Below are 13,510 nucleotides of genomic sequence, written 5' to 3'. Positions count from 1 at the left end.
AATCTATATTTATATGCTATTGCTAAACTAATAATTGAGAGCTTAACTTCTGTATCTCTTGCTAAAGTTTAAGGGAATAATTTTATCTTTCAATTTAAACTTTATATAAAACTTAGCAAACCTATTTTTTAAAATCAGAAAGAACTTTAATTTTAAAATAACTGATTTACTAAACAATATTGCACTAATTGAATCGTCGAGTCAAAGTTTAATTTACTTAAAATATTCTTTCGATGCACATTTACGGTATGTGGACTTATAAAAAGTTTTTCGGCAATTTCTGCACTTGTATTATTTAAAGCCAATAAGCGAACCACATCTTTTTCTCTATTTGTTAAAGCAACAGATAATAATTTTTGAGAATAGTTTTTATAAAAAAGAGTCTCATATTCGTTTTCTTCATTCAGTTTCTTAACAGATGCTATAATTGGTCGTTGCTCTCCGCCACCAACAATACTTAAATGAGCAATACCAATAATGGGTTTGCCAGTTTCGTCAAAAATAATAGGTGTTAAATGCTCAAACGTATTTAGGTATTCTCCTTTACTATTTTTTATTCTAAAATTCCAAGAATAACACAATTTAGGTCTATCGATTGTAGGAATTTCGGTCATTGTAAAAAGCATCAAATCTTCTAAAACACGCATCCAAATAGGTAAATCATCAGGATGAAAATGAGAAAACCAATACGGCGCGCCAAGTGTTGCCATTTTCTCTATATCTAAACCAAGTGTGTATTCGAAATTTTTACTAACAAAAGGATATGTTTTAGTACTTGTATTTGTTATGATAAAAAAAGATTGCATTCTTGGTAAGTATGCATCTAGTTCTTTTAATTTTTCAATATGAGTTTCAATTACAGTTCCACTAAACTCTTTATGAGTTTCAAATATTTCAGCAAAGAGGTCGAGGTTGTTTTTTTTCATCTTTTTAATATCTGACACAAAATAAAATTTAAATTTAGAAGAACAACATATTTAAGACTTTAAAATCATTTTAATATTACTAAACGCTGTTTAACAGTTAGTTAAGGTTTTTATAATAAAGATTACTAAATCTGTAATAATCTACTTAATTTTTTCATGTATTAACATTGAATTTTATCATTTCGAAATTCGTCTTAAACTTATAGGTTTATTATAGAAAATATTTATTAAAGAAACACTTCCATCAGCATTTAATTTTATATTTTCCACACGGTTTCTATAAAAAAGATTGTCATTTAAATATCTTAAATTACCATCAATAAAACGGCGCTGAGAATTATATTGAAAATTCTTTTTATCATAAGTACTTTCATATAATTGATTACCTCTTTCCTCAAAGAATAGGGTGTCATTTTTTTTATTTACATAAGTACCTACAACGCTTTTTAAGATTTTTGAACTAGGATTTGTAATTGAAAACTCTTTATCGATATCTCTGTTTAAATTAAATTCTGAATTTATTTTACTGCAAAATTTAATTGCATAATCCTCAAACAAACGCGACGGAATTATTACATTTCGAATCATTTGATTATAATAAACAACAAAATTGCGATAGGTTGGGTTGTATTTGTAATAGTCAAATTCTTCTGGTTTTTTTCTCTTAGTTTTTATATCTTGAGAATACCAGTCATAATTTTTTATTTTTTACATCCTATGCTCTACGAGTAGATTTTCTAAATTTTTATTATAATGATCAATATCAACCCGAACATTTTGATATAAAAAGAACAATTTTTCGATATGATTTTTGTATTTATTATTAAGTTCATTTGTTTGATTTATTAATAGATTAAAACCTCTATCATTTATCGTAAAAGGTACGTTGGTTCTAATCATCTCAGCCAAATTAAAATCGTCAATTTTGTTTTCATCCTGTGATTTCAAGTTTTTAAAATCGGTTTGACTGTACTCCTCAATAATAGAGTCTTTATGCAAATAAAACTTTTAAACATCCTGAATAATCTTTACATCAACAACTAACTCGTTTATTATTTGATTAAAAATAACTTCCGTTTTTTTATGTTGAAGCTTATTTTCATTCCAATTATTAACTTGCAGAGCAATTAAAACACCAATAACGACGAGTATTATTTCACCAATTGCGTAAATAAAATATCTATTAAATTTGCTTTCTTTCAATAGTCTTCGGCGTATTTTTTGAAAGAATTTTATCATTGGTTAGCGGTTTGTTATAATTTACTAAAATATTTTTTTGTTGCAGAAAGTTACGGTTTTCTGAACGAGGAATTTACTAGAGAAATTTAGAAGTAGGTAAAAGAGCAACTAACTTTTGGTTTAGTTAAATACACTAATTTTTTAGATACGGATTAGATAAAGTTTTTTATTCCTTATTCAAAAAATCAGCAACTACGGTGTTTTTATCAGATTCCATTTCACAAGTCCAACTATCTATCCACCATCTTCCATTCTCAAAATGTAGTTGTATGCTATTTAGTCCTCTAATATTGGATTCAGTTTTTGGGTCAGTTCGTATTTCAAAAGCACTCCATACTTGCGCAATATTTCCATACTTACTAACTAGCCTTTTTAGTTCTTTTTCATAAAAATCTTCTTTTGGAGATAATCCCACGGGTATATATTCCGCTTCCAATGAATGAGTTTCTGCTTTTCCATTTTCATCAAATCTTGTAATGAAGGCATTTTTTGAGTGAATAAAATTATCTCTTTCAAACTCCCAAGGTTCGTTACTTGAACCTGAAACAACATCATAATATGCATTTATTATTGAATCTATTGATTTAACATTTTCTGCGTATTTCTCTTCGGTAGTTTGTGCGAAAATTGAATTACAAACAAAAATTAAGCTAATTGATAAATGTATTATTTTATTCATATCTATTGGTTTTGAAATCTTTGAGAACTGTTTTTATCAAAGTAATTTTATAATTACTCGGGTTTATAAACTTCAAGTTCAATTTCTATCATAAAACTTGGTAATGCCAATTCATTAACTCCAAGCCAAGAACCAGTAGGAAACTGTTTTTTATAAATGTAATTTCTATATTCTGCATTTTCAAGAAATAATTGCATGTTGGTCGTAAAAATATTTTCGACAACAACATCATCAAAAGTACAACCATAGTGTTTTAAAATGGCATCCAAATCTGCATAACAGTTTCTCATTTGTTGGGCAAAATCTCCTATTGCTGTTGGGTTACCTTCATCATCCATACTAACAGCTCCAGAAATTTTAATATCGTTTCCTATTTTCACAGCATGTGAATATCCATAGGCTTTTTCAACTTCTGGTCTAAGCGAAAAATACTCTGGTTTTTCTTTTTCGATTATAATTTCTTCTTTTTGCTTCTCATTTTGTTTGCAACTTTGAACAACAAAAGTTAAGGAGAAAAGAACCATTAGAAAAGTTAATTTTTTAGAGTAGTTTTTTAGCTTTTTCATTATATATGTATTTTATGCCTACTTTTTTCGGTTTTCAGCGATCCCGTATCTTAATCAATATTATTTTAAATACTTGAATTTGTATTATTTATAAAAGTAGATGATTTCTGTTATAGATACAAGTTTGTAATAAAAAGTGAAGTTAAATAATTTTAGGAGATAAAAAGCTAAACCAATTCCTCAATAGTTTCAATAATAATAGAACAACCAAGTAGTAATTCCTCATCAGAAATAGTTAACGGAGGCGTAATCCGCATTGCTTTTCCTTCAAATAATAAGAAGAATAAAATCAATCCTTTTTCTAGACATTTTAGAATAATTTTTGCTGCTAATTCAGGCGATTCAACAAGCGCAATTAACATTAATCCTTTTCCTCTAATTTCTTTTATTGCTGGATGTTGTAAGTGTTTTCTGATGATAATTTCTTTTCGTAAACTTTCTGAAAGCAAGTTTTGATCTAGAATCTCTTTTACAGTTGCAGTTGCGGCAGCAGCAATAACAGGATGTCCTGCAAAAGTAGAAATATGGCCTAATTTAGGATTGTCTTTCAACAAACTCATGTGCTCGAAAGACGCAATAAAAGCTCCAATTGGCATGCCGCCGCCCAAACCTTTTCCTGCAACAATAATATCCGGAACGACATTGTAATTTTCAAAGCCCCAAAACTTTCCTGTTCTGCCTATTCCAGATTGTATTTCATCCAAAATTAACAAAGCACCTACTTCTTCGCAACGTTGTTTTACTTTTGTTAAATATCCGTTTAAGGGTTCTATAAATCCTGCTCCTCCTTGAATCGTTTCTAAAATTACAGCGGCAGTTTTGTGCGTTATTTTTTGCAAGCAAAAATCGCAATTAAAAGCAATAAATTTTATACCCGGAATTAAAGGTCTAAAAGCAGCATTCTGTCTTTCAACACCAGAAACACTCATGGCACCTTGTGTATTGCCATGATACGAGTTTTTTGCTGCAATAATTTCTGATCTGTTAGTTACTCTTTTTGCTAGTTTTAAAGCGCCTTCTGTAGCTTCTGTACCTGAGTTTGTAATATATACGGATGCTAAATTTTCTGGTAATGTGGAGGCTAATAATTTGCATAAATCCACTTGTGGTTCTTGAATAAATTCACCGTAAACCATGACATGTGTGTATTTATCAACCTGATTTTTAATAGCTTCAGAAACTTTTGGATGATTATGGCCTAAACTATTTGCAGAAACTCCAGCAACAAAATCTAAATATTTTTTTCCGTGAACATCGTAAATATAACTTCCTTTTGCATGAGAAATTTCTATTGCAAGTGGGTGAGGTGAAGTTTGTGCTTGATATTTAAAAAAATCTGATGTCATTTTTATTGCTTTTTAGTTGAAGCAGACAAATCTTTTTCTTTTTTAGGCTTTTTCTTTTCGAACGCTGCATCCTCCATCATTATTGCCGGTTTTTTTGAACCTTCTTTTTTTATAGGTGCTTTCTTTTCATCAGCATCTATAATAAAAATGTCTTCCATCTTTTTCGGTTGTTCACTTTCTCGCCAAATAAAATCTTTTAATTTTTTTACATCTTCTGGCAACATCGATGGTGGATAGGTTTTTCCTTCGGATGCTTTTAAATATTTTATAGACGCTACAATTCCGTTCTCAAAAGTAAACTCAATATTACTAGAAATTTCCTTAGTAATTGTTTCAATAATGTTAGTTTCTTCGTTTCTATTGTAATAAACAGACTCTGCATTTCCTTTTACTAGGAGCGTTTTTAGCTTGTTTTCTTCAAATCTGCCAAACATATTTCTACCTTTAATTTGATTAAAGTCGTCTAAAGACAATGAATCTTTAGAAATTATAAAGGCATTATTAAACACTTTTAAAGAGTCTAATTTTTCGGTATCAACATTCGATTTTAGATAAATAGTATCACCAGTAATTTGATTTTTATCAGACCAAATAACCGGATTTCTATACATTTTTGTTAAACCAGTAGCTTGATTGGTGTGAATAGAATCGCACTTTCCTTGCAAATCTGATTTGAATATTTTTACATTATGGTAGGTTCTCACAATACGTTTTTTTGCTTTACCAGTAACCAATAAAGTATCACCATGAATAAACATAGAATCCTTTTCTACAATAGAAATCGCGACCGCTTTTTTAATAATAAAAAGAGAATCTTTTAACTCAAAAATTTCTGCATAATTTCCTTTGGTAATAAAATTCTGAATCGTATCAATTACTTGAATATTGTTTGTTGCAGAAGCAAAACCTTTTTTCTTATCATAGTACAAACTATCGCCTTCAACAGTTCTTTCTTTTAAATATAATTTTGCGTTTTTTACAAAGTGAGAAATATCTGTTTTTGTATCGTAAAATCCTTTTTCGCAGTAAATTTTATTGCTATTTTTTGTATTTGTTATGGTCGACGGTCCCCATAAATAGGTAAAACCAGTTTCGGTGTAATAATCTAAATGTTCAGACACTAAATTATGCTCAGGATTTACAACGGTTACTCTTGTAGTGGCAATAAATTTTTTATTTTCTAAATAGTAATTTCCAACTTTACTTTTTAATGTATTTGTAGCATCTTTAATAGTTGCATAGCTTTTATAATATAACTTTTGATTGATTCTGTCAAATTGTAACGTATCTGTGCTTAAAGTCATCGTTGGATCTTTCAAAACAACATTTCCCCAAGATAGCGCTTGTTTAGAATTAGCATCGTAATCTGCATAATCACTAGTTTGGGTAATGGTATCTCCTTGTTTTATAAAAACGTTACCAATCGCTTTAAAGAAGTTTTCTTTTTTGTAGTACAATGCTTTTTGGCAAGTTAAATCGATGCCTTCATGGTTCATTTTTACATTACCAATAAGTATACTTGCGCCTGGATATTTTTCCTCATCAGCTTCCTGAATCTCAGCTTTATAGACAATTCTCCTTTTTTCTTGCGAAAACGAAATTGAAGTAAAAAGGATGAGTATTAAAAAAAAGAATCTTTTCAAGATATTTGTTTTGTCGCAAAAATAACGAAAAGAATATTGTTGGTTACTAAAGAAAAGTGAAAGTTCGTTTTATTTGTAATATCAAGTAATTTTAGCTGTTTAAACCGATAATTAATTTATGAAATTGACAATTTTTCATAAAATGATATTTATTAGCTAAATTGTATTTTACATCTTGTAATTTTACCAAAAAATAATATAATGAAGCCTTTTTTTGATTTATCAGTAGAAGAAATGAAATCGTACGGTTATAAAATTGTTGATTTAATTGTAAGCCATTATGAGCATATAGAAAGTAAAAAACCAGTAAGTACAGCTTCTAGAAAAGAAATGGATACTATTTTTTTACAAGAAGCTCCAGAAAAAGGAATGCCAGCAGATAAAGTTTTAGATTTTGTAATGGAAAACGTAATGCCAAATAGCAACATTTCTAGTCATCCAAAAGCATTTTCTTTTGTGCCAGGACCAAGTAATTTTATTAGCACCATGGCAGATTCTTTAGCAACCGGTTTTAATATTTTTTCTGGCGGATGGATCGTTTCTCCAGCGGCTGCAGAATTAGAAATTGTAACCTTAAATTGGTTATTAAAAATGTTTAATTTTCCAGTTGCACAAGGAGGCGGAATTTTTACAAGCGGTGGCTCTATGGCAAATTTAACAGCTTTGGTTACCGCTAGAAGAATTAAATGCGGAGATGATTTTTCTGATGCAATTATTTATTTATCAGATCAAGCGCATTCATCAAACATAAAAGCAATTAGAGTTTTAGGCTTTAAAAAAGAACAAATTAGAATAATTCCGACGGATATTGAATTTAAATTTAGCATTAATAAGCTTAAAAATGAAATTGCAAAAGATCGCTTAAAAGGGAAAAAACCTTTTTGTATTATCGCATCTGCAGGGACAACAAATACAGGAACAGTTGATCCTTTAGATGTCTTAGCAGACATTTGTGAAAAAGAAAACTTATGGTTTCATATTGACGGCGCTTATGGTGGAGCTGCAATTTTATCCAAAAAAGGGAGCAAAATTTTACAAGGAATTGAACGTGCAGATTCTTTGACTGTAGACCCTCATAAATGGTTTTTTCAACCGTATGAAATTGGTTGTTTGTTGGTTAAAGATGCTTCTTGGTTAAGCAATACTTTTAGCGAAAAACCAGCGTATTTAAGGGATATTGAAGGCAATGAATCCGAAATTAATTTTTATGATTATGGCATTCAATTAACAAGAAGATTTAGAGCTTTAAAGTTTTATATGTCTATAAAAACCTATGGTTTAGAAACATTTAAAGAGGCTATTTCTTACAATATCGATTTAGCAGAAAAAACGGAAGATACCTTAAGAAAAAGTAAGAATTGGGAAATTGTTTCTCCTGCAACTTTAGCGATTATCAATTTTAGATATAATCCTTTAGATTTAAATTTATCCGAAGAAACACTAGACAAATTAAATCAAGAAATTTCTGCTAGGGTAGTAGCATCCAAAGAAGCCCTATTGGTTACGACTATTTTACAAAACCAAATCGTTATAAGAATGTGTTTAATAAACCCAAAAACGACTATTAATCATATTAAAGAGACGCTAGAACAGTGTAATAAATTTGCTATTGAAATTCTTGAGGAGTGGAAAAAATAGCTTTAAAATTCTGAATACATATTCCTAAAACGGCAATGGGAATTAATGCACTTACAGTTACTAAAACTACATAATAATTATTGATGATTGAGAGTTGCTGCCAATTGCAAAAACCTTTGTAAAAAATAAGTATTTCTGATAAAATAAATCCTAAAAGATAAATTCTTATCCAAAATTTTGAGAGATTTAACAAACCAAATTCTTTTAAAAAAATAAACAAACTTAGGCTCACAATTCCTAAAAAAGTAAGGTGTAAATATCCTATCACAAAATCGATAATTTGCGATACTAATTCAGCAAAAAGTGGAATGGCAGTAAATGCTTGTAAAACAATTTTAAATACAAAAAGTATATAAATAAATTGTAATAAATGATAGGTAAAAGGAGCTAATTTATTAGATAAATCAAGTTTAATAGAATTTAGTATTTGTTGAAATTTAAATAACGCAAATAATTGTAATACAGAACCTAAAAAGGCTATTACGTAAATAATAACTGAAGGTTTTATCCATAAAAAAGATAAAAACAAAGTAAGGCAACAACTTAAAACTAAGAGTTTATAAAATAAAGAAATTGCTTTTTTATTAATTAAAATTTTGTGTTTCTCCAACAAGAAAATAAAGAGTCCTAAAAGACAAAAAATAAACCAGCCATTATATTGAAAGTGCAAATAGAAATAGATAGCATTTTTATATAAAGTAGATGTGTTACCAAGTGTTTTCATAATAACTCCTAAAGCCCAAGGCCCAATGCTAGAAATCACCAAAAATAGTAGAGATGTATTTATAAATTGATAAGAATAGCTTTTTTTGCTACAGTGATGATGCTTTCTAAAAAAAGAATAAAACCAATACGTACAAATTAAAAAAAGTGTAGAAAAAATAATTGAAAATAAAGCATATCTTGTAATTGGGAAACTTACAAGCATGCCTAAAATAGTAACTTGTGTAATCCAAAATAAAACTGAATATTTCTTGCTTACATTTTTATTAATAAATAAATGATAAATTAAGCTAGTTAAAGCGATATAAACCCAACCTAAAAGTGCAATATGAGAATGTGTATGTACAATAAATTTATAGGTTGCATCTACATTTGTTACAGGAAATAAACGAAGTAAAACACCTAAAAAAGCAGCTATTAAAAAATAAGTAACACTAATAAAACTTTGAGCTTTTATTTTTAGTAACATTTAATTTAGACTATTGGTGATTGATTACTATTATTATTGATTGCAAACTCTTTAGCCATTTCTAAAATTGTTTTTGTTTTTAGCTTTTTTAGTAATGCATTTTTAAAAGGAGAATATAAATCATGCACTACACAAGGGTTTTCTTTATCACAATCTAATTGGCCTAAATAACATTGGTTAAATTTATCTATATGGTCTACACAAGCTATAATATCATAAATAGTATTCTTTTCGTTTTCTTTTGTTAAATAAAATCCGCCATTTGGACCTTTAACAGATGAAATTATTCCTTTTTTCGTTAATTCTTGTAGATTTTTAGCCAAAAAAGCGGGAGGTATTTCTAATTTTTGAGCAATTTTTTTAGAACCAATTTTATTTTCTTCAGAGGCTGAAATTGTAAGGTATAAAACAGCGGAAATAGCATATTTACTGGCTCTTGATAACATAATATGTTTTTACAAATATAAAAAGATAAAATTATCTTTTTATATGACAAATGTCATGTTTTATATTTTAAAACAGTTATAAATTTGTTTTAATAAAATACTATTTGATCTTTTATTAGAGAACTATTAACTAAAAACAAATTTAAAATGAATTTATTAAAATCACTATGGATATTAATTTTAGTTAGCCTGTTGCTAACAAATTGTAAGAACAAAGAAAGTAATGAGCTAGCAATTTTAGATACCGCAAATATTTATATTAAAGGAACTATGGACGCTGAATTAACTTCACCACCTTTTGTACCTGCGCCTGTAGGCAATAGAACTGCAAAAAAACTGCTCGTAAATATGGAGATTCTTGAAAAAGAAGGAACAATGACAGATGGTGTGCAATATGTGTATTGGACATTTGGCGGATCTGTTCCTGGTAGTTTTATAAGAACTAGAGTAGGTGATTTGGTAGAATTTACATTGTCAAATCATCCAGATAATAAATTACCACATAATATAGATTTACATGCAGTAACGGGTTCTGGTGGTGGTGCAACATCTTCTTTTGTAGCTCCAGGTCACAATAAAACGTTTTCTTTTAAAACTCTAAATCCAGGTTTATATGTATACCACTGCGCAACAGCACCTGTAGGAATGCATATTGCAAACGGAATGTATGGTTTAATTTTAGTAGAACCAGAAGGCGGTTTACCAAAAGTTGATAAAGAATACTATATTATGCAAGGTGATTTTTACACAAAAGGTGAAAATGGAGAAAAAGGATTACAACCTTTTGATATGACAAAAGCTATTAAAGAAGATGCCGATTATGTCGTTTTTAATGGTAAAGTAGGCGCACTAACGGGTGATAATGCAATTACTGCAAATGTTGGCGAAACAGTACGTTTATTTGTTGGTAATGGTGGTCCTAATTTAACTTCTTCTTTTCATGTTATTGGAGAAATTTTTGATAAAGTAAATATAGAAGGTGGAGATATGATAAACACAAATGTACAAACAACATCAATACCTTCTGGTGGCGCTGCAATAGTAGAGTTTAAAGTAGAAGTTCCTGGAACATTTATTTTAGTAGACCATGCAATTTTTAGAGCATTCAATAAAGGAGCTTTAGGAATGTTGAAAGTTATAGGTAAAGAAAATAAAAATATTTACTCGGGCGTAAAACAAGAAGGAATTTATCATCCAGAAGGAGGAACAATTCAAACGATGCCTGTTGATAAAAAAGTAGAAGTTGCCGCTTTAGTTCAAGAAAAACCATTGGCACAAAAAATTGCAGATGGTAAACAAGTTTATATGACTACTTGTTTTGCTTGTCATCAAGAAAAAGGACAAGGAATTCCAAATGCTTTTCCTCCTTTATACAAATCAGATTATTTAAATGCCGATGTAAAAAGAGCTATTGGTATTGTTTTAAACGGAAAAACAGGAGAAATTACGGTTAACGGAAATAAATACAATAGTGTAATGACAAAACAAACTTTAACAGATGTTGAAGTAGCAGATGTAATGACGTATGTGTATAATTCTTGGGGAAACAATAAAACCAACGTGAGCGTAAACACTGTAAAAGAAGTTAAAAACAGTCATTAATTACGATAATTTAAAAAAGATGAAAACTATTTTAAGATTGGTAATTTTTACAATTTTTGCATATGCTACCGCCATAAATTGCCAATCTAAAATGGTAAAAATTAAAGGAAAGGCATACATTCCTTTATACGGCAGAGATTCTATGAAAGTTTCAATAAACGATTTTTTTATGGATGTGTATCCAGTTACAAATAAAGAATTTTTAGCATTTGTAAAGAAATACCCAAAATGGCAAAAATCAAATGCAATAAAATTATTTGTTGATGAAAGCTATTTACGTGATTGGAAGTCGGATACGTTATTAAATTCAAATCAGAAATTAAACTCACCAATTACAAATATTTCTTGGTTTGCAGCAAAGAGTTATTGCGAGTGTTTAGGTAAAAGATTGCCAACTGTTGATGAATGGGAATATGTTGCTATGGCAGATGAAAAAATGGCGGATGCCCGAATACAAAAAAACTATAATGCGTTTATTTTAAGTTGGTATGAAAAACCAAAATCTTTTAATCAGACAATAGGTTCAACATTTAAAAATTACTGGAATGTGTATGATTTACACGGCTTGGTTTGGGAATGGACATCCGATTTTAACTCTGTTTTAATTTCTGGTGAATCTAGAAAAGATGTAGACACAGACAATAACTTATTCTGCGGAAGTGCCGCAATTAACGCAACAGATTTAATGAATTATGCCGCATTTATGCGCTATGCAATTAGAGGAAGTTTAAAAGCAAAATACACCATGAAAAACCTTGGATTTAGATGTGTAAAAGATGATAAAACAAACTAAAATGAAATCGAAATTATGTATACTATTTTTTGGAACGACCTTGTTTTTTGGGTCTTGTAATAAAGCTTCTAAAGCAATTGATAAAACTGAATTTCAATGCCCAATGAAATGCGAGGGTGATAAGGTCTATGCAGAAAAAGGTGTTTGTCCTGTTTGTAAAATGGATTTACAACTAAAATCAAAACCCTCTAAAACAGTTGCAATCGATTTTATTTCTGATGAATCTATTTTCAATTTAACCTCAAAATGGAATACAGAAGAAGGTAAAATAATTACTCTAAAAGAGTTAAAAGGCAAAACGTTGGTAGTTGTAATGATTTACACAACTTGCAAAGCAGCTTGCCCAAGATTAGCCGCAGATATGAGAAATATTGAAGCTAAAATTCCTACAGATTATAAAAATGAAGTGAATTATATTTTGGTAAGCATTGATCCAAAAACAGATACTCCAGAAAAATTAAAAAAGTTTGCAATAGAAAATTATATGGATGATAATCAATGGACTTTTTTGCAAGGAACAGAAATTGGTGTTAGAGAATTTGCAAATGTGTTGGCGGTAAAATATAAAGAAATATCGCCGTTAGATTTTTCGCACTCCAACATTATCAGCGTTTTTGATCCTTTAGGAGAATTAGTGCATCAGCAAGAGGGTTTAGGAGTTGATAATAATGAAACAATTAAAAAAATTATAGAAACAGTTAATAACTAAAATTATGAATATTACTAAAGAAAACACGGTAGCAGAAGTTGTTACAAACAATATAAAAACTGCGGATGTATTTAAAAAACACGGAATAGATTTTTGCTGTGGAGGCGGAATCACCATTAAAAAAGCGTGTGAAAATAACAATATTTCTTTTTCTGATATAGAAAAAGAACTTTTAGATATCCAAAATTCTACTTCTAAAGTATACAATTATGATAGTTGGCAACTAGATTTTCTGGCAGATCATATCGTAAATATACATCATGCTTATGTAGAAGAAAATACGGCAATCTTGCTACAATACGCGGCTAAAGTAGCTAAAGTTCACGGGCATCATTATGCTGAAGTTTTAGAAATAAACAGGTTGTTTAAAGAAGTTGCGCAAGAATTAGCAGCGCATATGAAAAAAGAAGAATTGATTCTATTTCCGTTTATTAAAAAATTAGTAAAAGCAGACAAAGAAGCTGTTAAAGCAACTATTCCACATTTTGGTTCTATAAATAACCCTATAAAAATGATGGAAGAAGAGCATGAAAATGCAGGTGATATTCTTAAAGAAATTAAGAAACTAGCTAATAATTATACGCCACCAAAAGAAGCATGTAATACCTTTAAAGCATTGTATGCAAAATTAGATGAGTTTGAACAAGACTTGCATCAGCATATACATTTAGAAAATAATATTTTGTTTCCGAAAGCAATTGCTTTAGAACAAAAAAATAGCAAATAGCAAA

The 13,510-nt window shown here is 29.3% G+C and carries 15 protein-coding genes; 5 read left to right on the top strand and 10 right to left on the bottom strand.

Annotated features, from left to right (window positions below; translation table 11 throughout):
- Positions 1-152: 152 nt before the first annotated feature.
- From BTO16_RS05240 to BTO16_RS05205, 8 genes are all read right to left on the bottom strand, one after another.
- Entirely contained in the window at positions 153-926 is a 774-nt protein-coding gene (locus BTO16_RS05240) for a LuxR C-terminal-related transcriptional regulator (protein ID WP_105020580.1), read from the bottom strand.
- Positions 927-1,103: 177 nt separating this feature from the next.
- Positions 1,104-1,514 carry a hypothetical protein gene (locus BTO16_RS05235; RefSeq protein WP_105020579.1) on the bottom strand — a complete coding sequence of 137 codons (411 nt, stop codon included), beginning with the start codon at positions 1,512-1,514 and terminating at the stop codon, positions 1,104-1,106.
- A 120-nt stretch (positions 1,515-1,634) separates the two neighbouring features.
- The gene (locus tag BTO16_RS05230) at positions 1,635-1,925 is read right to left on the bottom strand and encodes a hypothetical protein (RefSeq protein WP_105020578.1); all 291 of its coding nucleotides are present in this window, start codon (positions 1,923-1,925) and stop codon (positions 1,635-1,637) included.
- A 9-nt stretch (positions 1,926-1,934) separates the two neighbouring features.
- The gene (locus BTO16_RS05225; protein ID WP_105020577.1) at positions 1,935-2,165 is read right to left on the bottom strand and encodes a DUF6090 family protein; all 231 of its coding nucleotides are present in this window, start codon (positions 2,163-2,165) and stop codon (positions 1,935-1,937) included.
- A 166-nt stretch (positions 2,166-2,331) separates the two neighbouring features.
- Positions 2,332-2,844 carry a hypothetical protein gene (locus BTO16_RS05220; protein WP_105020576.1) on the bottom strand — a complete coding sequence of 171 codons (513 nt, stop codon included), beginning with the start codon at positions 2,842-2,844 and terminating at the stop codon, positions 2,332-2,334.
- A 53-nt stretch (positions 2,845-2,897) separates the two neighbouring features.
- Positions 2,898-3,410: a RidA family protein gene (locus tag BTO16_RS05215; protein ID WP_105020575.1), complete on the bottom strand. Its 513-nt coding sequence runs from the start codon at positions 3,408-3,410 to the stop codon at positions 2,898-2,900.
- A gap of 167 nt (positions 3,411-3,577) precedes the next feature.
- Complete coding sequence (locus BTO16_RS05210) at positions 3,578-4,756, bottom strand: aspartate aminotransferase family protein (RefSeq protein WP_105020574.1); 1,179 nt, start codon at positions 4,754-4,756, stop codon at positions 3,578-3,580.
- A gap of 2 nt (positions 4,757-4,758) precedes the next feature.
- On the bottom strand, positions 4,759-6,399 hold the full coding sequence (locus BTO16_RS05205; protein WP_245891984.1) for an OstA-like protein: 1,641 nt from the start codon (positions 6,397-6,399) through the stop codon (positions 4,759-4,761).
- 201 nt (positions 6,400-6,600) lie between these two features.
- Between BTO16_RS05205 and BTO16_RS05200 the strand changes: the two genes are divergently transcribed.
- Positions 6,601-8,037, top strand: coding sequence for a pyridoxal phosphate-dependent decarboxylase family protein (locus BTO16_RS05200; protein ID WP_105020573.1), 1,437 nt, complete (start codon positions 6,601-6,603; stop codon positions 8,035-8,037).
- Here BTO16_RS05200 and BTO16_RS05195 read toward each other — a convergent pair.
- Both BTO16_RS05195 and BTO16_RS05190 read right to left on the bottom strand, forming a co-directional pair.
- A complete protein-coding gene (locus BTO16_RS05195) occupies positions 8,006-9,229 on the bottom strand; it encodes a hypothetical protein (RefSeq protein ID WP_105020572.1) in 1,224 nt (407 codons plus the stop codon). The genes BTO16_RS05200 and BTO16_RS05195 overlap by 32 nt on opposite strands.
- Before the next feature lie 5 nt (positions 9,230-9,234).
- Entirely contained in the window at positions 9,235-9,675 is a 441-nt protein-coding gene (locus BTO16_RS05190; RefSeq protein WP_105020571.1) for an RrF2 family transcriptional regulator, read from the bottom strand.
- A 147-nt stretch (positions 9,676-9,822) separates the two neighbouring features.
- On the opposite strand from BTO16_RS05190, the gene nirK reads away from it, so the two are divergent.
- From nirK to ric, 4 genes are read left to right on the top strand one after another with little or no spacing between them, the layout of a single operon-like run.
- Positions 9,823-11,277: a copper-containing nitrite reductase gene (gene nirK, locus BTO16_RS05185; RefSeq protein ID WP_105020570.1), complete on the top strand. Its 1,455-nt coding sequence runs from the start codon at positions 9,823-9,825 to the stop codon at positions 11,275-11,277.
- A 19-nt stretch (positions 11,278-11,296) separates the two neighbouring features.
- The gene (locus tag BTO16_RS05180; RefSeq protein WP_245891982.1) at positions 11,297-12,070 is read left to right on the top strand and encodes a formylglycine-generating enzyme family protein; all 774 of its coding nucleotides are present in this window, start codon (positions 11,297-11,299) and stop codon (positions 12,068-12,070) included.
- 1 nt (position 12,071) lies between these two features.
- The gene (locus BTO16_RS05175; RefSeq protein WP_105021515.1) at positions 12,072-12,779 is read left to right on the top strand and encodes an SCO family protein; all 708 of its coding nucleotides are present in this window, start codon (positions 12,072-12,074) and stop codon (positions 12,777-12,779) included.
- 4 nt (positions 12,780-12,783) lie between these two features.
- Positions 12,784-13,506 (top strand): iron-sulfur cluster repair di-iron protein, encoded by a 723-nt coding sequence (ric, locus tag BTO16_RS05170; RefSeq protein ID WP_105020568.1) that lies wholly within the window; start codon positions 12,784-12,786, stop codon positions 13,504-13,506.
- Positions 13,507-13,510: the final 4 nt, after the last annotated feature.

It is taken from the genome of Polaribacter glomeratus (assembly GCF_002954665.1).
Classification (GTDB): Bacteria; Bacteroidota; Bacteroidia; order Flavobacteriales; family Flavobacteriaceae; genus Polaribacter; species Polaribacter glomeratus.
This window is presented reverse-complemented; position numbering and strand designations above follow the sequence as displayed.